The organism is Polymorphobacter fuscus, assembly GCF_011927825.1.
GTDB classification, from domain to species: Bacteria; Pseudomonadota; Alphaproteobacteria; order Sphingomonadales; family Sphingomonadaceae; genus Sandarakinorhabdus; species Sandarakinorhabdus fusca.
The window spans coordinates 1,280,053-1,299,172 of the sequence record NZ_JAATJI010000001.1; the positions used below are offsets into that span (position 1 = coordinate 1,280,053).

General features: G+C 61.7%; 18 protein-coding genes, 2 tRNA genes and 3 pseudogenes. 10 read left to right on the forward strand and 13 right to left on the reverse strand.

Annotated elements, in window-relative coordinates; all coding sequences use genetic code 11:
* Window positions 1-16 precede the first annotated feature (16 nt).
* From GGQ62_RS06155 to GGQ62_RS06160, 3 genes and pseudogenes are all read right to left on the reverse strand, one after another.
* Window positions 17-847 (reverse strand): response regulator, encoded by an 831-nt coding sequence (locus GGQ62_RS06155; protein ID WP_341533756.1) that lies wholly within the window; start codon window positions 845-847, stop codon window positions 17-19.
* 834 nt (window positions 848-1,681) lie between these two features.
* Window positions 1,682-1,789, reverse strand: a pseudogene (locus tag GGQ62_RS16760) (PEPxxWA-CTERM sorting domain-containing protein); the annotation flags it as partial.
* Between the two features lie 9 nt (window positions 1,790-1,798).
* Window positions 1,799-2,968: pseudogene (locus GGQ62_RS06160) on the reverse strand (NF038122 family metalloprotease); the annotation flags it as partial.
* A 144-nt stretch (window positions 2,969-3,112) separates the two neighbouring features.
* Between GGQ62_RS06160 and GGQ62_RS06165 the strand changes: the two are divergent.
* From GGQ62_RS06165 to GGQ62_RS06195, 7 genes are all read left to right on the forward strand, one after another.
* Window positions 3,113-3,433, forward strand: coding sequence for a hypothetical protein (locus GGQ62_RS06165; protein WP_152578799.1), 321 nt, complete (start codon window positions 3,113-3,115; stop codon window positions 3,431-3,433).
* A gap of 147 nt (window positions 3,434-3,580) precedes the next feature.
* Window positions 3,581-4,726, forward strand: a complete 1,146-nt coding sequence (locus GGQ62_RS06170; protein WP_152578800.1) for a hypothetical protein — start codon at window positions 3,581-3,583, stop codon at window positions 4,724-4,726.
* 41 nt (window positions 4,727-4,767) lie between these two features.
* A complete protein-coding gene (locus GGQ62_RS06175; protein ID WP_152578801.1) occupies window positions 4,768-5,382 on the forward strand; it encodes a hypothetical protein in 615 nt (204 codons plus the stop codon).
* A gap of 5 nt (window positions 5,383-5,387) precedes the next feature.
* Complete coding sequence (locus tag GGQ62_RS06180) at window positions 5,388-7,508, forward strand: 3'-5' exonuclease (protein WP_152578802.1); 2,121 nt, start codon at window positions 5,388-5,390, stop codon at window positions 7,506-7,508.
* Between the two features lie 492 nt (window positions 7,509-8,000).
* The gene (locus GGQ62_RS06185) at window positions 8,001-8,366 is read left to right on the forward strand and encodes a hypothetical protein (RefSeq protein ID WP_152578803.1); all 366 of its coding nucleotides are present in this window, start codon (window positions 8,001-8,003) and stop codon (window positions 8,364-8,366) included.
* A 104-nt stretch (window positions 8,367-8,470) separates the two neighbouring features.
* Entirely contained in the window at window positions 8,471-9,061 is a 591-nt protein-coding gene (locus GGQ62_RS06190; protein WP_152578804.1) for a recombinase family protein, read from the forward strand.
* Window positions 9,062-9,113: 52 nt separating this feature from the next.
* Complete coding sequence (locus tag GGQ62_RS06195; RefSeq protein WP_167649501.1) at window positions 9,114-9,647, forward strand: hypothetical protein; 534 nt, start codon at window positions 9,114-9,116, stop codon at window positions 9,645-9,647.
* A gap of 139 nt (window positions 9,648-9,786) precedes the next feature.
* Here GGQ62_RS06195 and GGQ62_RS06200 read toward each other — a convergent pair whose 3' ends face one another.
* The 9 genes and pseudogenes from GGQ62_RS06200 to GGQ62_RS06235 all read right to left on the reverse strand — a co-directional run bounded on the left by GGQ62_RS06200 (window position 9,787) and on the right by GGQ62_RS06235 (window position 15,628).
* On the reverse strand, window positions 9,787-10,677 hold the full coding sequence (locus GGQ62_RS06200; protein WP_152578806.1) for a hypothetical protein: 891 nt from the start codon (window positions 10,675-10,677) through the stop codon (window positions 9,787-9,789).
* A gap of 136 nt (window positions 10,678-10,813) precedes the next feature.
* Complete coding sequence (locus tag GGQ62_RS06205; RefSeq protein ID WP_167649502.1) at window positions 10,814-11,665, reverse strand: site-specific integrase; 852 nt, start codon at window positions 11,663-11,665, stop codon at window positions 10,814-10,816.
* 411 nt (window positions 11,666-12,076) lie between these two features.
* Window positions 12,077-12,238 (reverse strand): annotated as a pseudogene (locus GGQ62_RS16765) (DUF6538 domain-containing protein); the annotation flags it as partial.
* A gap of 179 nt (window positions 12,239-12,417) precedes the next feature.
* A tRNA-Phe gene (locus GGQ62_RS06210) sits at window positions 12,418-12,492 on the reverse strand.
* 43 nt (window positions 12,493-12,535) lie between these two features.
* Window positions 12,536-12,733: a DNA gyrase inhibitor YacG gene (yacG, locus tag GGQ62_RS06215; protein WP_152578808.1), complete on the reverse strand. Its 198-nt coding sequence runs from the start codon at window positions 12,731-12,733 to the stop codon at window positions 12,536-12,538.
* Window positions 12,720-13,709, reverse strand: a complete 990-nt coding sequence (locus tag GGQ62_RS06220; protein ID WP_152578809.1) for a ribonuclease E/G family protein — start codon at window positions 13,707-13,709, stop codon at window positions 12,720-12,722. The genes yacG and GGQ62_RS06220 overlap by 14 nt, the downstream gene beginning before the upstream one ends.
* Window positions 13,702-14,268, reverse strand: a complete 567-nt coding sequence (locus GGQ62_RS06225) for a Maf family protein (protein ID WP_152578810.1) — start codon at window positions 14,266-14,268, stop codon at window positions 13,702-13,704. The genes GGQ62_RS06220 and GGQ62_RS06225 overlap by 8 nt, the downstream gene beginning before the upstream one ends.
* On the reverse strand, window positions 14,259-15,311 hold the full coding sequence (locus GGQ62_RS06230; protein ID WP_152578811.1) for a DUF2332 domain-containing protein: 1,053 nt from the start codon (window positions 15,309-15,311) through the stop codon (window positions 14,259-14,261). The genes GGQ62_RS06225 and GGQ62_RS06230 overlap by 10 nt, the downstream gene beginning before the upstream one ends.
* The gene (locus tag GGQ62_RS06235) at window positions 15,311-15,628 is read right to left on the reverse strand and encodes a 2Fe-2S iron-sulfur cluster-binding protein (RefSeq protein WP_152578812.1); all 318 of its coding nucleotides are present in this window, start codon (window positions 15,626-15,628) and stop codon (window positions 15,311-15,313) included. The genes GGQ62_RS06230 and GGQ62_RS06235 overlap by 1 nt, the downstream gene beginning before the upstream one ends.
* 112 nt (window positions 15,629-15,740) lie before the next feature.
* Here GGQ62_RS06235 and GGQ62_RS06240 point away from each other — a divergent pair, with 112 nt between their 5' ends.
* A complete protein-coding gene (locus tag GGQ62_RS06240) occupies window positions 15,741-16,682 on the forward strand; it encodes an NAD(P)-dependent oxidoreductase (RefSeq protein WP_167649503.1) in 942 nt (313 codons plus the stop codon).
* Window positions 16,683-16,721: 39 nt separating this feature from the next.
* Here GGQ62_RS06240 and GGQ62_RS06245 read toward each other — a convergent pair whose 3' ends face one another.
* On the reverse strand, window positions 16,722-17,432 hold the full coding sequence (locus GGQ62_RS06245) for a DUF1134 domain-containing protein (RefSeq protein WP_424022234.1): 711 nt from the start codon (window positions 17,430-17,432) through the stop codon (window positions 16,722-16,724).
* Window positions 17,433-17,606: 174 nt separating this feature from the next.
* Between GGQ62_RS06245 and GGQ62_RS06250 the strand changes: the two genes are divergently transcribed.
* Both GGQ62_RS06250 and GGQ62_RS06255 read left to right on the forward strand, forming a co-directional pair.
* Window positions 17,607-18,908 (forward strand): UDP-glucose dehydrogenase family protein, encoded by a 1,302-nt coding sequence (locus GGQ62_RS06250; RefSeq protein WP_152578815.1) that lies wholly within the window; start codon window positions 17,607-17,609, stop codon window positions 18,906-18,908.
* A 46-nt stretch (window positions 18,909-18,954) separates the two neighbouring features.
* Window positions 18,955-19,046 (forward strand) — tRNA-Ser (locus GGQ62_RS06255).
* The last annotated feature ends 74 nt before the right edge of the window (window positions 19,047-19,120 follow it).

Below are 19,120 nucleotides of genomic sequence, written 5' to 3' on the forward strand. Positions count from 1 at the left end.
CGTAGGGCTATATCAGTCAGGGATCGATATAGCCGCGCCGTCTAGCGATGGTCACGGCGTGCGTGCGATCATCGACCCCGAGTTTTGCAAAGGCGCTCTTGAGATGTGCCTTTATAGTATCCATCGATAATTCGAGCTTCCAGGCGATCTGCTTGTTCGGATGTCCCTCCGCCACCAGTTTAAGCACCGAGAGCTCGCGCGGTGTCAGATGATCGTTGAGCGAATGCGCCGCAAGCGTGTGGGCAACTTCTGCACTCATCGCACGTCCGCCCGAATGCAGTGAGCGGATCGCATCCAGCAGATCCTTGCGGATACAGTTCTTGAGCAGATAGCCGGCGGCCCCTGCCCGGATGGCCCGCAAAGCCTGCGCGTCACCCGGATAGGTCGTGAGCACCAATATCCTTGCCTCGGGCGATGCTTGCATGATTGCCTCGATTGCCCCGATCCCGCTCAAGCCCGGCATCTGCACATCCATCAACGTCACGTCCGGAGCCAGTGCCTCAAACATCGCTATGGCGTCTGTTCCATTTGCAGCCTCGCCAACCACCTCCATATCCGTCTCCCGATCAACCAGCGCTGCGATCCCGTCGCGCAGCATAGGATGGTCATCGACGAGCAAAAGCCGGATGGGTGGGCAAGGCGTCTCATCGGCTGTCATCGGGGCGTTGCAACGCTTGCCAAAGCGGTAGAGCCGGTCGGGTGAGGGAATCGGCAGATAGACGTCTGATGTCTGAGCGGTGCTGTTGATCCCTGCCGTCGAGCCATATCTATTGGTCCCGTCGGCATATGAAAGCAGAGCAACCTCCAAACCCGTCCTCGGACCGGTGCCGGCGAGGTAACCCGCCACGGCACAGTTCCCAGTATAGATCGAACGGCGCGCTTAAGCGAATAGCCACGGCAAAGCGTTGACTGATAACTTGTGAACGCTCTTGCATATGTCCGCCCGGCAGCGATCGTTGCAATGGTCGGGTGGCCAACACTATTGCATTCAAGGGTTCGCTATCACCGTTATGCCATGCCATCGAAAAATGGCAAATGTCTATTGCCGAAGCCTTTCGATTATATGACCGCTCCGCGGCATCGTCGACTTAGAAGCGGTATAGGCGATACGCGGCTGCTTCACGCTACGCGTGCGTAACTGAGAGCCGTGATCGAAGCGACGAGGAGCGATCGGCCGCTATCATATTGTGGAAGCGTCGGCACTGACGACCGGTTTTTGGCCCGACTCCTGACGTCTGATTCGAGAGCCGCAATGACCCAATCCTCGTCTTCAGGGCTGAGTGGTCGCTCCCCGAAACCGGACTCCCATTGTTTTGAGACTATTGCTTGCTCTCTGGCGGGCGGAACTGGGCGCTCGGAACGACTTGGATCGGCATAATACGGCCGTTCTAGACGGAGCCTCTGAGCGACGGCTTCTAGCGAAAGCCGACATCCGCGCGTTTGTTCGTACGAAGACGCTTGGAGCGCGTCAGCAGAATGGCGAGCATTTAAGCAGCAGGATTGCTGCGGCATTGGTCGGAACCTTTGACCCCTGGTTTGCTGCCGGTGCGCCGATATCATCAAAGCGCGAAACCGCGCCGGGTCATCACTGTCTCAATTACAGGGCACTACCATCGCTTGGTGACAGAAAAAGGCCGATGACACTCGCGCGTCGCCGGCCCTTTGCTGTCTCGGTGTTACCTTAAACGGTGACGCTGCGGCGCTCTCGGCGCGCCAGGGCGCCGATCAGACCAAAGCCAGCTATCAGCATCGCCCAGTTCTGCGGTTCGGGCACTGCCGACGCCAAGTCATAGCCCATGGCGTCGAACGCGATCAGGTCGAACTTGGTGAAAAGTTGCAACGGACGGGTGCCGTTCGGGCCGGTCGCGGTGGGGTCCATCAGGCCCAGCGGCGGCGCGATGTTCAGCAGTTGATCGTCCTTCCAGTGGCTGGCCTGACGGAGATCGCCGTTCAGCCGGCCGGTGGAAAGCGGGGCGAGGCAGCTTGTGCCGTTGATGGTGTAGCAAGGCCCTCCGCCGATTGACCAGTCGCGCACGAAATCGCCTTCGAAGTCGCCGTAACGGAAAAGGTCGTGCACAGTGCCCCAGGCGATATTGTTGAGGCCGCGCGCGCCGGGGAGTGCCACGCCTGGCAGAGCGTTGACATCGGCGAGATCCACGCCCGACCGGAAGCCGAGGGCATGGCCGATTTCATGGGCTGCGACGCCGACGAAATCGAACGAACCGGGCGTGATCCCGTCGGTCGGATCGAAATCCCAAGTGAAGGCGCTGCTGAACGAGACTGACCCGTCGCGCTGGCCAGGATTGTTTGCGGCGTAAGTCGGCGTCAGGCCCATCGCCTTCATCTGGGCGGTATTCACATTGAGGTTGTTGTTGTCGAAGGTGTTGTTGTTATCGAAGAAACGCAGGCGCGAATCGATGGCCCCGGCGGCCGGCGGCTCATTCGTCACGAAGCTGATCGGCGCCGCACCGAGCGTACCGACTGCAATGTTGTCGAAGAACGTCTTGGAGTCGCTAACCAAGGCAGTCTGAACGTTATTGTAGCCGACGGTATTGGTCGTCGATCCGGTCGACCCGAGAATGCCGGGGCCAAGTGCGGAAAACCGCACGTCGAGGCGGATCGTGATATTGTCCCTGAACAGCCCGGAGAATAGCGCGCCGGCGGCTTCGAAGCCAGCGCGGGCGTCGGTGCCAATACCGACACCGCCCAGATCGTTCAGGACAAACGTCAAGCCGCCGCCGCCCGCCGTGCTGCCGGTCGTGAAGGTCAGGCCACCGGCGTCATAGGCGCCTTGGTTGTCCTCCCATTGGTGGTTGCACACGGCCGTGTGCACATGGCCGAGCGCCTGGCCGAAGGCTGGCGTTGTCGCCACTGCCGCAAGCAGCGCCGCGCGCAAGTATATCTTCACGTGATTTCCCCTCAAAATCGCAATCGCCCGAAAGGGCGAGACAACATAATGCGCAACCACAGTCAAAATTCAATGCAAGATGTTACATTCAATCACTACGCTCCAGGCAGACGTTGCCGGGTCAAAATCATGAATCAACATCGAGGCTGACTGAACCGCGCCGGGTACCGCAGAGATTCCAACGCCTGAGACGGTGGAGCCCATATGAGGAAGACCAAGAACAAGAATAAGGCCGAGGTGCGGGAACGCGCGGTACGGTTGGTGTTGGTACGTGACCGCAATCATGAGTTGCAACAGGTGGCGGTGGTAGCGATTTCGGCCAAGATCGGCTGTGCGGCGCAGACGCTGCATAACCGGGCGAAGAAGGCCGAAGTTGATGCCGGCGGTCGGACACGCGTTCCGACCGAGGTCGCTGCGGGGCTGACGCCAGGAGCGGGCCATCGGTCGGCAATGTCAACAAAAGCTATGGCAATTGACCTGCTGCCCGTTTTCTGGACCGTTTTGAGCTGGAAAATTCCAGTTTAGGATTGGTGGGCCAGTGGACGGAGGAAGTGATGAAGAGGTCGGAATGCACGCATTGCACGGCAAAAGGACATTGACGCTTCCATCGCCCGCGCGGCGGATGTCGAATACCTCTATGACAAGCCCTATGCCGACCCCAACCGCGTGCGCGTGGCCGGGCCGTTCACGGTCGAAAACCTCTCCCCGCACCGTATCGTCCCTGCCGATGCCGAGGACCAGCTCGCTGCCATTGATGCCGTAAGCGGCAAAAAGATGAAGGGACCGCTGTCCAATTCGGAAACTGACTTCGCGACAATGGTGATCGAGCACCTAAAGTCGGCTGGCGTTCACCAGCAGGAGCGCGCAGACCGCATCGAGTTTACGAGCCTGACACCATTCGCTGGACGCGGATACATCGGCGCAGAGGGTCGCTTCATGGAAGGCGAGACTGAGCGGCGCGCCGCGATCTTCATCGGGCCGGAGTTCGGCACACTCTCCCGCGTCGATTTCACTGCCGCCGCGCGCGAAGCCGCCGAAAGCCGGTTTGATGTGCTGATCGCTGTCAGCTTCGCATTCGACGCCCATGCCTCGGAACTGACCCGGCTTGGCCCGTTGTCGATCCTGAAAGCCAAGATGAACCCCGACCTGCACATGGCAGGAGAACTCAAGAACACCGGCAAGGGCAACCTCTTCGTCGTATTCGGCGAGCCGGACATCGACATTCTGGAAGAAGCGGATGGCCGCATCGCCGTGCGGGTCAACGGCGTAGACATCTATGATCCCAATACCGGCGAGGTTCGCTCCAACGACGTGAAAGGGATCGCCGCATGGTTCATCGACACGGCCTACAACGAAGAGAGCTTCTTCGTCCGCCACGCCTACTTCCTCGGCGCGAATGAACCGTACAAGCAGCTCAAAACCGCACTCAAAGCCGAAATCGACGAAGAGGCATGGGCCACGCTTAACCGCGCCACCTCACGCCCTTTCGACAGGCCGGAAAGCGGACGGATTGCAGTGAAGGTCATCAACCACTTCGGGGACGAATTGATGAAGGTGTTTGGGGTGTACGCGATGTTCAATTTTTTAGTCAGCGGTGATGACGAGGCGTGGAATGGGGAGCCCTACGCATATGAGCGCAGCCGCGTCTTTGAATACACCGAGGATGCCATTGTTGGTCGCTTCAACGAACTGCGCGAAGACCGCTTGAGCGACTTCGCTCACTGCCCTCAGTGTTTGCTTTTGAAAGCGGGAGGGAGAAGGACGCCCGCGTTGGTCAAATCACCTCAATTCGAGTCCGAAATCGCGAAGTTGTCGTAAGCTACCGATTTGATAAGAATATTGCGCCGATCCCACATCAAATGCTCCTCGATAGGAAACGCAGTCTCGATATCGGCGATTGGGAATTGAACCGGGCCCATTGGGCCGTAAAAGACGTTGATATGATTGAATTCTTGGAGGCGCAGGGCCTAGTTGCCGCTGGCGAGGCCCACGAGGATGATGTTGAGCTTCACGAGCTTCCAGCTCCTGTTCCGATCCGCATTTTGCCGACTGCGTTTCGTATACCTGATGAACAGCCCGATCCACTTCTGGTGTCGGTCATGATGCCGTTTCGACCAGAGTTCGATGGGACGCTGGCAGCCATTAGGGCGGCAAGTCAGGAAATTGGCTTCACCTGCCGCAACGCCAGTGAAGTATGGGACCACGACGAGATCATCCAAGATATTTTTTCCCTGATTTATCGATCAAAGGTCGTCGTCTGCGACTTCACGACACAAAACCCAAATGTTTTTTATGAAGCCGGGATCGCTCACACGTTGGGAAGACATGTGATCCCGATCACTCAAAACATCGACGGGCTGCCATTCGATTTAAGGCATCGCCGGGCACTCGCTTATTCAGCGGACGCCGAAGGGCTTGCGAAGCTCCACGCCGATATTCGTCCTCGCCTTCAACGTCTGATGGACCTTGGCTGATCCACATGCAGTTCCACATCGCTGACAGCTTCACTGCCGCACTCGCCCGCCTTTCCGGGCAGGAGCAAAAGCAGGCGAAGACGGCGGCGTTTGACCTGCAACTGAACCCTGCGCATCCCGGCCTGCAAATGCACCGGCTTACCAATAGCCGTGATCCGAACTTCTGGTCGGTACGCGTCAATCAGGACGTCCGGATCATCGTCCACAAAACCGAGGCGAGCTTCATGCTGGCCTATGTCGATCACCACGACAAAGCCTATGTGTGGGCGGAACGTCGCCGAATCGAAGCCCATCCTCGCACGGGTGCCATCCAGATCGTGGAGGTTAATGAGCGGATCGAGGATGCTGGCCCATTGTTCGCGCCGAGTCAGCCCGATACCACGAACGCGCAACCGCAGCCTGCTCCCGCACCATTTCAACCCGTTGCACCGGCCATCTTCGCTAACCTGACCGAAGACGCTCTATTGAACATCGGTGCACCGGCTGACTGGACTTCCGATATCCAAGGCTGGACTGAGGAACGTTTCTTCCAAATGAGTGACCGGCTGCCCGCCGAAGTCGGCGAGGCGTTGCTGGATTATGCTGCAACCGGGCGGTTGCCGACGCCGGAGGCTGCGCCTACCGATCCTTTTGCACACCCGGACACTCTGCGCCGGGTCTATACTATCACAAGCGAAGACGAACTGCGGTTGGCGCTCGACTTCCCGTGGGACAAGTGGAGCGTGTTCCTCCACCCATCGCAACGCAATGTTGTGGGTCGCGACTATTCTGGCCCTGCCCGTGTCACGGGCACGGCTGGCACAGGGAAGACTATCGTCGCCCTACACCGGGCTGCCCGAGCCGTCCGGGAGGATGCACAAGCTCGCGTCCTGCTGACCAGCTTTTCTCGGCCGCTCGCCAACGCTTTGCGGGCTAAACTGGCGATTTTGCTTTCCGATGATCCGGTCAAGCTCGCCCGCGTGTCGATTGCTTCCTTCGAAGATGCTGCGTCAGAGCTTTTTCAACTTGCGACTGGCCGGAGGCCCACACTTGCCCCGATTGATGCCCAGCTGCCCGCGCTGGAGCGCGCAATCGCCGATCTGGGCTACAAGGACCTGCCAACGCGATTCGTATTCTCGGAATGGCGGCAGATTGTAGATGCGTGGAACCTTCCTGACGTTGCCAGCTACACCAATGTGCTTCGCATTGGGCGGCGCACTCGCCTTGGGTCAAAACAACGCGAAGCCCTGTGGCCGGTCTTTGAAGCGGCACGGTTCATGCTCGCGGCGCGGGGGTTCATCACCCCATCACAATTGTTCGCTGCGGTGGAAGCGGACGCGAAAGCGAGGACGGACAAGCCGTTCACGCACGTGATCGTTGATGAAGCGCAGGACTTGGGCGTCGCCGAATTGCAGATGGTGGGCGCGCTTGCAAGCGGGCCGAATGCTCATTTCTTTGCGGGCGACCTTGGGCAACGCATATTTCAATCACCGTTTTCTTGGACAGGACTGGGGGTCGATGTTCGTGGCCGATCGACAAGCCTGAAAGTGAACTACCGGATGTCGCGCCAGATCAGGGAGGCTGCGGATAAGCTTTTGCCTTCGATAGCGCGTGATGCGTATGGGGCAGAGGATGATCGGACCGGTGCACAGTCGGTCTTCGACGGTCCCGTGCCTTCTGTTGCCGAATTTGCCGACGAGCGATCAGAAGAGCGCTACATCGCTGAATTTCTGTTGCGTGCAACTGCCGAAGGAATACCGCCATCGGCCATTGGTGTATTCGTCCGATCAACTTCCCTGCTTTCGCGGGCGCGAAACGCAATTGCTGCCGCTGGCTTAGAATGCCGTCAACTATCTGAACGCGTTGAGGCACTGCAGAACTATGTGTCCATCGGGACGATGCATTTCGCGAAGGGGCTTGAGTTTCGAGCCGTCGTTGTAATGGCTTGCGATGATGAGGTCTTGCCTCTGCAAAGTCGCGTGGACGGAGCAGCAGACGAAAGCGAATTGCGGGAAGTTTTCGACACTGAGCGGAGTCTACTCTACGTAGCATGCACACGGGCGAGGGATCGCCTGTCGTTGAGCACAGTGACGCCGGTATCAGAATTCTTCAGCGACATGGGAATTGAGATCGGGGCGCGTTTGTAACGTATCACAAAGGAGGCGACCTGCACGCCCACCTTCGACGACGATGTTTCAAGGTTACGCAGGCGTTGGCACCAGCGCTGACGCAGACATTGCCGGAGCGCTTTCTCCGCCACCACCAAGCCTCATCAGTCCGAGCCGTTGGCATGACAGCGCGGAGCTGTTGGGCTCACGCTCTTAGGATCGGTCCGACGATCGTGCCCCTCGGTCTGCCAGCGGCCGATGAACCCCATTGCCATGTCCCAAGACCCTCGCCAAACCCATTCCAGAACCCCTTCGAAAACCCTCCTCGATAATCGGCGGATTTGCGTGCCTCGGCGATGCCTATTCCTACCCTTCCAGAACCAGATGATAGTCGAGGGGTGACGACAGCGATGGATGTGCGTGGGCTCCCCCAATGGGTTTTGCCTGATATACGATCGCCACCGGTGACATCACTGGAGGCAGAACGCGATGGCGAGAGCGAAGAAGACTCCGAAGCCTCAACCCGAAGGCTTGACCGCGATCATCGAGACGATGGAGCAGACCTATTACATCGCCGATCATCAACAGGGCGACATGCCCATCGGCGACGAGGCCATCATCGATATCGTCTGCCGCATCGAACGGATCAGTCCTCGCCATAATGCGCATCTTGGTGAGCAGATCGAGATCACGCTGATCTGCGCGAGGAGCTTTGCGGGAAAAGAACAAACTCCGGTGACGGATCGCCCCGTTCTCCATGGCATCGCGTTGCGCAAGAACCATCGATCGACGCTGGCATATCTCCCGGCAGATGCGTTCTGGGCATTGCCGCCGATGATCCGATGCGGTGCCGTCACCCACGTCGAGTTACGGTTCACCGCCCTTCATCGAGGGTAGGCTGATCTCGTCTCCATTTATCTAACACCGGCATCGAAGTTGACCCAGATCACCTGAAGCGACGAAGTTATTGACGGAATCTCGATCTCTGGCACCGTCGGCCGATGAACAAACGCATTGCACTCTACAGCCGGGTCTCCACCGATCATCAGACTGTCGAGAACCAGCGCCGCGAACTGCTGGCCGTAGCCGAGCGCAATGGCTGGACCATCATTGCTGATTATGACGACCGGGGCATCTCGGGGGCCAAGGGCCGGGATCAACGACCCGGCTTCGATGCGCTTATGAAAGCCATTACCCGGCGCGAGATCGATATGGTGGCGTGCTGGTCCGTGGATCGACTAGGCCGATCGCTTCAGCATCTCATCGGCTTCCTCTCCGAGATCAACGCCAAAGGCGTCGACCTCTATCTTCATCAACAGGCGCTCGACACCAGCACGCCATCAGGCCGGGCCATGTTCGGAATGCTCTCGGTCTTCGCCGACTTCGAGCGCGAAATGATCAGGGCACGAATCATGAGCGGTCTATCCCGCAGCACCAAGAAAGCCGGTCGCCCAACGTTGCCACAGGGCAAGGTTGATGCTGTCGAGAAGATGCTTGGCCGAGGCATCAGCATCGCCAAGACCGCAGCAGGAACCAACGTCGGGGTCGGCACCGTGCATCGCAGCAAGACCGCCATGGCGATGGCGGCATAATCGGCGATCGTCATCCCTGACCCTTCATCAATCTCGAAAAACGGTATCTACCATGAACCAGCATCCCGACCACGATCCCGCCAACGATCAGCAAAGGGTTGATGCCAGCGTCAATATCACCGTCAAGGAAGGCGTCATCGATCATCGAGATGAGATGATGGCAGGACGCCCCGGAGACGGCTTGCTGGACGCTGGCGACAACCTTGGAGAACATGGTGGCACCACGCTCACACAGCCTCCCTCAGCGTCTGGTGATGCTGTGATCGATGACCGGGACGGGATCATGGCGCAGAGCATCAGCGGACGCTTGTTGAAGGCTGGCAAAGCGTCCGCCAACGATACCGCCGAGGGTCAAAAAACGATCAAACGGGCTTCGAACGAAGGCCTCGAAAATCGTGCCAATCCCTATCCGCCCCCGGGCACCATTTCCCACGATCATGCTGAAAACGTTGGAAAACCGTTCTCGCAACGGTCGTTGCCGCGTCCTTGTTACACAACACTGCTACACAATCGGGGACGACGACCGCCAGTAAGTTCCGAGAATGACTGTGAAAAAGGTCGTCGCGACTGCTTGGTAACACCTTAGGCCGCGATACTCTGCGATCGCCTGAGTAAGCGAAAGTCTGATCTTGCGCTCCCGACCTAACAAACCTGACATGGCCATCGGACGCTCGTGGACAGGCAGTTCATGAGCGCCGCCCGTCCGCCGCTGCCCAGCGTGCTGCTTAAGGAGCGACTGCGCCGAGAAGTCTCTGCCAAGTGTTAGCCCGAACCAACCTGAAATTGAAGCTGATACGCTCAAATTGGTCAGGATGCTCCGAAGACCACTTCGTTGCCGCCGTATGAACGCCGCGTTGGTAGCTGGCTTTATTGATGCCAAATAGGTGATCACTGCCTGTCCCGCAAACGGCCTCCTTGCCCCGCGCGTCATCAAGGTTGATATTTACCACCTCGTTCCCTTTCGGATCGACAAGGCGAATTCCCGGCTCGCTAGCGTATCTGCTTGCAGCCAGCATCCACGTCACAGCAGCAGGTTGGAAAGTATTGGTTGTAGGCTGCCCTTTATAATCGGTGTCGTCACGATGCCACGGTAATCGATCGCTCGACTTGTAGATGTTGATATTGCATTGCAGCAGGGCATCTATATCGCCAAGATCGATCCGCCGGAAACCTGCCTTGTTCTTTGGTGCGCCCATTCGCTGCTCATCTAGCAGCTTGAGCAATGCCAATACGGCTTCCGTCCGCAGCTGGAGCAACAGTCGGGCGTACAAGCTTTGCGCACCGATATCGAATGTCTCAAATAGGGCGGACCAAGGTCGATAGCCTGAAGGGCCATGGACATCGTTGACCATGTAGATCGAGGAACAGTCAGCCGCGTCATGCGAAATAAGCCGCCGCCCTTCTGGTTTCCAGCCTGATGGCGGAGGAAAGCTGCCGATCACCGCGCCAAAGAACGCTTCTCCACGGGTGCCCTCAAGTTCCCGACACGGAACATTTTTAGCAGACCCACCCTTGGGATTCTGCCAGATGGGAGCCTCTGCGAGTCTCGCGAATAGCTTATCCCTAATCTTCTTCTTCTTAAAATCTGTTGGAGCGTTAAAACGTTCGAACGGCATGTCGGATTCCGTGTTTAGTCGGAAAACCGACGAACGTTAATGTTGTTGTCGCGTCTGCGCTTTACGTCTGACAGTGTCAGTTGTTGCGCTATGTAACACAATCCCAATGGCGCGCCAGATAGGCCGTCAGCGGTCGTTACCGTCGAAGATGGGAGAAGTCGATACATGCGAATTCGAGACGGTCTACGGCCTCGCGGAGTGTACCAATACAATGACCGTTGCCGTAGTTTTCAGAGACCTTGTTCCGTCCAGACAAGCCACTAGTCCAGCCTCCGAGAGCCATAGCAACATCGTGGTCGATCCGAGCGGCCCTCAACTCATCTCGAAAATTGTGCCTGAAAGAGTGAAAACATGTACGGTCTTTACTTGCTCCAGAATGCCGCAAAAACTGCGTGAACCATTTGGAAAACGCGACCGATCGAGCACCCTTCGGACCCTGTCCGATTTCGCTGAAGAGTTTGATCTGGTGGTCACGATGCTGGCCCTCGACGAATGCAAGAAGACCAAGATCGAGCAGCGTTCGATGTATAGGGACAACCCGTCTGCTCGCGCCTGTTTTCAATCTTTTGTCGTCGCTTCCGACGGTCGATTCGCTCCTGATGGCAATGCAGGCCGTGTCATCAATGTGCTCTATGTCCACCACATCAAGCTGGCAGATTTCGTTCAGCCGCATCCCAGTGTGGAGGGCGATAAGAGGCACCCAGTACCGTGCATTTTGAGGACGCTCCGGTCCCGGCATGAGATAACCTCGCTCACCGTTGAGACAGCCACGGAACAGCGGCGCATCGAAAATCATTTTCAATTGTCCGGGAGAGAACGAACGTCGTTTATCCCGCTTTTGAACCTCGTCAGGGAGGCGGAGTCCGCGAGCCGGATTGCGATGGAGAAGCTCCTCGTTCACCGACCAGTTTAGAAAAGTAGACAGCGAAGTCAGGTAGGTGTTTGCGTTCGCAGCGCTGATCAGACTCGGCGCGCTTTCGAACCTCATCAGGTCAGCGCCTTCCCGTGGCGACAGCTTTGGAAAACGCTTTGAAGCATTCTTCGGCAGAAATCTAAGGACATCGATGAAATTTCGGATGTGAGTCCGCGAGACGTCTGCGATGGGCAGGTCCTCGCCGATTACAGACACTGCGACTTTTCGGCAGGTGTGGTAGCTCTCGCGCGTTCGGTCTGACCAAGATTGAGTAGGATCGCTGACGTAGCTCTCGTAGGCCTCCCCGAATGTTGGACCCGAGATTGGCCGACGCGGAAGCGGCGCAGTATAGTCCGTGCTCGGTGTCGAGGGCGGAATGGCCGCTGACTTCAAGGCAGTCTTTCGTCTGGCAAGAAAGTCGTCGGCACTCTCTGACTCCAGCAACATAGCATCGACGCTGATCCCAGCCTCAAACCTCGACTGAGCGATTAACGCCTCTATCTTTGATACGACCAGTGGAAGCCGTCGAAGGGCCGTAATTAGGCTATCAGTTTGAAGCGAACGCCAAATTTCGGTCCGCCCAACAACAAGCTCGACATCTTGAGGGATGCGGCGACGCACATAGAATTTTCCGGCTCGAACAACCATGCCTTGGGGCAGCTTGTGTAACAGCGTTGTGTAGCAGTCGCGACGACCTTTTTCACAGTCATTCCGAGAACTTACTGGCGATCGTCGTCCCCGATTGTGTAGCAGTGTTGTGTAACAAGGACGCGGCAACGACCGTTGCGAGAACGGTTTTCCAACGTTTTCAGCATGATCGTGGGAAATGGTGCCCGGGGGCGGATTTGAACCACCGACACGGGGATTTTCAATCCCCTGCTCTACCCCTGAGCTACCCGGGCGCACCATCGCTGCGGCGGGGTGGGCCATAGCGGAGGCAGGTGACTAGCCGTCCCGACCGTCGTTGTCCAGACGCGGCGTATCGGAAAGTTCGTCCTCGTTATCGCGCGCCGGAACGACATAACCTTCGCGCATCCACTGGACGAGGTCACGGTCCTGGCAACCGCGCGAGCAGAAGGGCGCAAAGGCGGCGATGCGCGGGACCTTGCCGCAATAGGCGCAGGGCTTTTCAGGGTTCGACATAGGCGCCCGATATGGGCAGCGCCGCATCCGCGCGCAACCGCACCTCGCCCCCGGTCGCGCGCCCCAGTTCGGCCAGCAGCGCCGGCCGCGCCGCCAGCCAGGCGATGATTGCCGGCGGCGCCACCAGCGTGCAGCCGCCGGGCGCCCCGCGCGCCGCGCGCCGCAACAATTCCAGGCCTGCGAAACCGGGCGCCCGCACCGCTTCGACGAACGATTCGCGCAGGCGCGGACGGACGATCTGGACAAAGCCGAAGCCGTTGACCGCGGTACGTTCGAACGGCGCCGGCAAATGCGCATCGAGCAACTCGCCCAGCCGCGTCCGCACGACCTTGCCTTCCAGGCTGGGAAAGTCCACGCCGATGGAGCCCTGGATGTCGAATCGCCCGATCGCCGCCGCGACGGCAAGCGCTGCCGCCTCGGCGAGAGCTGCCAGGTCACCCGGCCCGTCGATATCGATCACGGTCATCGCCGGCGTCGGGCTGATCGTCAGCAGGCCGCCGTCGAACGCCACATGGCCGGTCTGCGCCGCATCGACCTGCTCGCCCCATCCCGCCGCTTCGAGCCGGTCCTCCCCCGGACCGCCCAGCAATGTCACCCGATGGCCCGCCGCCTTCAGCCGCGCCACAAGGTCGGGTCCGGCCCGCACCATGCCGGCGGCCGCCGAATCGCCTTCCACATTGCGCAGCTTCGCCAACCGCGGCCGGCCGGCTTCGTGGATCGCGCCGCGCACCACTTCGACGCGCAGCAGCCCGCCTTCGGGGCAATAGGGCAGCGGTTCGATCAGCCCCTCGCCGTCCCCCAGCTGCATGATCCCGCGCCGGCCCGGCTGCAGGATGCGCGTCAACCGCGCCACATGGATGGCGCCGGGCAGCGCGCTGCCATCACCGCGCTCGACATGCGCGCCGACCACCCTGTCGCCATCCAGCACCAGCGCCCGCGTCGCGCCGATACCGCGTTCGACCAGGGCCTCAGCCATGGCCAGATGCCTCCAACAGCGTCCGCGTTTCGGCCAGCGGCAGGCCGACGACGCCCGACCAGCTGCCGCCGATGAAACGCACCCAGGCCTCGGCAGCCCCCTGCAGGGCATAGCCGCCGGCCTTGCCGCGCCAATCCCCGGCCGCGATCAATGCGTCGATATCGCCGGCCTGCAAACGGTGAAAGATCACCGCCGTCTCGCTCATCCGGACGCGAATCGTGCCGCCGGCATCGGCAACGGCGACGGCGGTGAACACGCGGTGGCGCCGGCCGGACAGCAGTGCGAGGCAGGCGCGCGCCGTCGCCTCGTCCTCGGCCTTGGGCAGGATGCGCCGCCCGACGCCCACGACCGTGTCCGCCGCCAGCACGATGGCGCCCGGATGGCGCGCGGCCACCGCCGTGCATTTGGCGCGCGCCAACCGCTCGGCATGGGTGCGCGGCACCTCCCCCCTGGCCGGCGTTTCGTCGATGTCGGCGGGGTCGATGGCGTCGGGCACCACCCCCAGCCGCGCCAGCAGCGCGACGCGCCGCGGGCTTGCGGAGGCCAGGATCAATGCCATGCGACGGATGCTCCATGGGGATGCGCCCGCGCCAGCAGATGGTCCTGGGCGGCACCGCCCCGCCACAGGGTCAGCCGCAGCGTCGGCAGATGGGCGGCGGCAGCATCGTCCATTTCGAAGCGCAGCCACGCCACCGGCGCTTCGGCATGGGCCGGCAGACCGGCAAGGTGCGCGGCGATCCGCGCCTTGGTCACCGGCGGGAAATACTGGAACGCAATCGAATGATAGACGACTGCGACGCTGCCGGTGACCGGCGCCACATGCTGTTCCGTCCAACCGGCGGCATCGCCGCGATCGATCGGCGGCGGCTGGGCCTGCGCCAGCGCGATCGCCGCACGCGCCCGTGCCAGCCGGTCGGGCTGGTCGGGCCAGACATAGGCCAGGAGGCGGTCACGGACGCCGGCATCCGCCACGTCGAGCGGGTTGAGATCGACCCCCCGCCGCGCCGCGATCCGAACCTCGGCCACCGGCGGTGGCGGCCCGGTCCATGCCGGCGCCAGCTGCACCGCCGACGCCGCGTCACCGACGCGGACACCGGCAAGGTCATAGCCGAACTTGTCGAGATTGAGGTTGAGGCCGGCACTGCACCCGAGTTCGAACACGCGCAGGGGCAGGCCCGTCGCCGCTGCGATGGCCATCAACCCGGGCATCAGCACGCCGGACCGCGCCACCTCGTTGGTCTGCGGTGGGCCTTCGAGCCAGCGGCACAGCTCGGCATCGCGCGCGGATTTGGCGAGCACGTCCCGCAAGGCCGCCGCCAGCACCGGCACGGGCGGCACCGGCATCGGCGGATACAGCGCCGCCAGCCCCGGTGCGAGCCCCGCGCGCACCAGGCCGTTGCAGCCACCGGCAAAGCGCAGCGCCAGCGCGTCGGCGCGCGGCTCCCCCGGCCATGCGATCAGCGCGCGGCCGGTGGCGCTGCGGGCATCGCAGGCATCCAGCGCGGCTTCGCAGACCGCCGCCGTCAGCGGCGCGCCGTTCGACCGGCACCAATGCGCCTGGCCGGCAAAGGCCTTTGCCACGCCCGGCGGCAGCGCCGTCATCAATCTTCCGGCGCGATGGTGACCTTCAGGCCATCGAGCGCCGCGGTGAAGGCGATCTGGCACGACAGGCGCGACGCCGGGGTGCGGTGATCCGACGAATCGAGCAGGTCGGCCTCATCGGCACCCGGCTGGCCAGTGGCGGCGGCAAAGTCCGCATCGACATAGACGTGGCACGTCGCACACGAACAACAGCCGCCGCACAGCGCCAGCAGTTCATCGACGCCGCCGTCGCGGATGATCTCCATTACCGACAGGCCGGGCTTGGCCGCCAGCGTCAGATGCTGGCCTTCGCGAGTGGTGACGATGATTTCGGCCATGACAATTCCAGTTCGGACAATCTGCCTGTCCTTAGCGGGGGCGGGCCGCAAAGGACAAGATGGCGGCCATGGCTGCGACGCGATATGCAGCCACCAAAACAGGGGAGCCAGAATGCGCGTCGTCCACCAGTTCGCACCGGCCATGTCGGCAATGATCGCCAGCCTGCCCGGCGTCACCAGCGCCGAACATATCCCGCTCGACCAGCGCTGGAACCTGCCGACCGACGCCGATGTGCTGTTCGTCCTCCATGGCGAAGGCGATTCGCGCAGCCATGACGAAGGCCTGCCGCGCCCCGCCGGCTGGCCCGGATCGGTCAGGCTGGTCCAGATCGCCAGCGCCGGCATCGACGATTACCCGACCTGGCTGTTCGACGCGCCGCAGGTCGCCACGGCATCGGGCACCACCGCGCGCCCCATCGCCGAATATGCACTGGCGGTGATGCTGAACCACGCCAAGCGGCTGCCGACAATCACGCTCAACGCGGGCGACGAATGGCCGACGCGCGAAATGCAGATGGACAAGCCGCTCGCCAGCCTCGAAGGCCGCACCCTCGGCCTGCTCGGCCTTGGCCAGATCGCGCGGCAGGTCGCACGCTTTGCCGCCGCGTTCGACATGACGATCATTGCCACCCGCGCTTCTGATGCGCCGTCACCCGATCCGAACGTGACGCTGGTGCCGTTGCCGGAGCTCGTCGCGCGCGCCGACCATCTCGTCATCGCTGCCCCCATCGGCGCGTCCACCCGCGGCCTGCTCGGCGCCGACCTGCTCGGCCGGATGAAGCCCGACGCCCATATCGTCAACGTCGCGCGCGGCGCGATCATCGACACCGACGCGCTGCGCGCCCAGTTCGACGCCGGGCGGCTATGGGCCTCGCTCGACGTCACCGATCCGGAACCGCTGCCGCCCGGCCACTGGCTTTTCGCCCACCCCCGCGCCCGCATTACCCCGCATCTGTCGTGGAGTTCGAGCGAGACCATGCGCCGCGTTTTCGAGCGCCTGGCGGAAAATATCCGCCGTCTCCAGGCCGGCGAGCCACTGCTGGGCGCCGTCTGACGGCGAAGCCGGCCCGGGAAGTGGGGACCGTACGGCCGCTCAGAACGGGTTCGCCGTGCCCTTCTTGGTGAAGTTCAGATAGCCGGCGTTGAGTCCCAGCCGCCAGCCGAGCCCCAGCTTGATCGGCACGATGATGACATTGTCGCGCTGGAGATAGTTGGCGGCAAAGCCGCCGACGAGATAGGCCTTGCCCTCAGCCGCCGGATAGCGCCGGAACAGATCCTCGCCATCGTCGAGATTGTACACCAGCGCGAACACCTTCGACCCGTCCCCGCCGACGTCGAAGCCGACCGACGGCCCCGTCCAATAGACCGGCCGCTGGCCCTCGATCTTGTGATGCAATGTCCCCGAGCCATAGCGCACCCCGACGACAAAGGCGCCGCCCGCCTCGCGCCCGACGATATAGGCGTTGGGCTGGCCATATTGCTTGAAGGAGCGCTGGACGATCTCCGCCAGGCCCTTGGCGCCCTTGCCGAACACCTCCTCGGCGGCGCCCAGCACGTCATCCTCGGCAAAAGTGACACCGTCCTTCGGCGCATGCTGCAAGGTCGCATCGGCCTCTGCCGCCGTCTGGGCGGCGGCATCGGGGCCGGCCGCGGTTGCGGCATCCGGGCCAGCCGCGGTTGCGGCATCAGGGCTGGTCGCGGCGCCGGCAACCGGCGCGGCGGAATTGGGAACGGCATAGGGCAGCGCCGGCTGGGCCGCCGACGGTGCTGCCACCATCACCATCGCAATCGCCAACGTCCGCATCCGCATGTCCCCTAAAAAGCGCGACGGCCGACCTGCACAATCGCATCTGAACCACCGATGAGCCACAGCCGGCGCCTTCACACCATCAAGGCGCCATGCTAATCGCCGCAGCGCAGCAAAGCCGCCTCTGTCCCGGCTGCAAGGCACAGTCAAAGTCTTAAGGATATCTTGCACATGCGTGTCGCGATGATCGGATCCGGATATGTCGGGCTTGTGTCCGGCGCCTGCTTTGCCGACTTCGGCCATGACGTGACCTGCGTCGATCTCGATCCCGGCAAGATCGACCGCCTCAACCAGGGCATCATGCCGATCTACGAACCGGGGCTCGCCGAGCTTGTCACCGGCAACGCCGCCTCCGGCCGCCTGAAGTTCACCACCGATCTCAAGACCGGCATCGCCGGTGCCGAAGCCATCTTCATCGCGGTCGGCACCCCGTCGCGCCGCGGCGACGGCCATGCCGACCTGTCCTATGTCTATGCCGCGGCGCGCGAAATCGCCGCCGCCATTACCGGCTATACCGTCATCGTCACCAAATCGACCGTTCCCGTCGGCACCGGTGACGAGGTCGAGCGCGTCATCCGCGAAGCCAACCCAGACGCGCAGTTCGCGGTCGTCTCCAACCCCGAATTCCTGCGCGAAGGCGCCGCCATCCAGGACTTCAAGCGGCCCGACCGCATCGTCGTCGGCACCGAGGACATGCGCGCACGCGATGTGATGACGGAGCTTTACCGCCCGCTGTTCCTTAACCATTCGCCGATCCTGTTCACCGCACGCCGGACGGCGGAATTGATCAAATATGCCGCCAACGCCTTCCTGGCGACGAAGATCACCTTCATCAACGAAATCGCCGACCTGTGCGAAGCCGTTGGCGCCGACGTCCAGGACGTGTCGCGCGGCATCGGCCTCGACAATCGCATCGGCAGCAAATTCCTCCACGCCGGCCCCGGCTATGGCGGCTCGTGCTTCCCCAAGGACACGCTGGCGCTGGTCAAGACCGCGCAGGACGCCGGCGCGCCGGTGCGGATCGTGGAAACGGTCGCCGCCGTCAACGACCAGCGCAAGCGCGCCATGGCCAAGAAGGTCATCGCCGCGGCCGGTGGCGACATCCGCGGCAAGACCGTCGCCGTGCTGGGCCTGACCTTCAAGCCCAACACCGACGACATGCGCGATTCGCCCGCCATCGCCGTCATCCAGGCGCTGCAGGACGCCGGCGCCACGGTTCGCGCCTTCGATCCCGAAGGCACCGAACAGGCGCAGCTGGTGCTCAACAACGTCGACTACACGGCAAATCCCTATGATTGCCTGACCGGTGCCGATGTCGCAGTGCTGGTGACCGAATGGGACGTTTTCCGCGCGCTCGACATGGACCGTGTAAAGTCGGTCATGAAGACGCCGGCGCTGGTCGACCTGCGCAACGTCTATCGCCCCGAAGAAATGGCCCGGCGCGGCATCACCTATTCGTCGATCGGTCGATAAGCCGTTTGACGCCAACGGGCCGCGCCGGTTATAGGCGCGCCTTCGCGGAGTCGTGGGTGAGCGGCTGAAACCAGTAGTTTGCTAAACTGCCGATCTGGGTAACCGGATCCGAGGGTTCGAATCCCTCCGACTCCGCCAATTATTTTACCGCCTCGTTTCGTTCCTGACGCCAGGTCCCACGACGAGGCGGCGACTGATGATCCGGCTGCGGA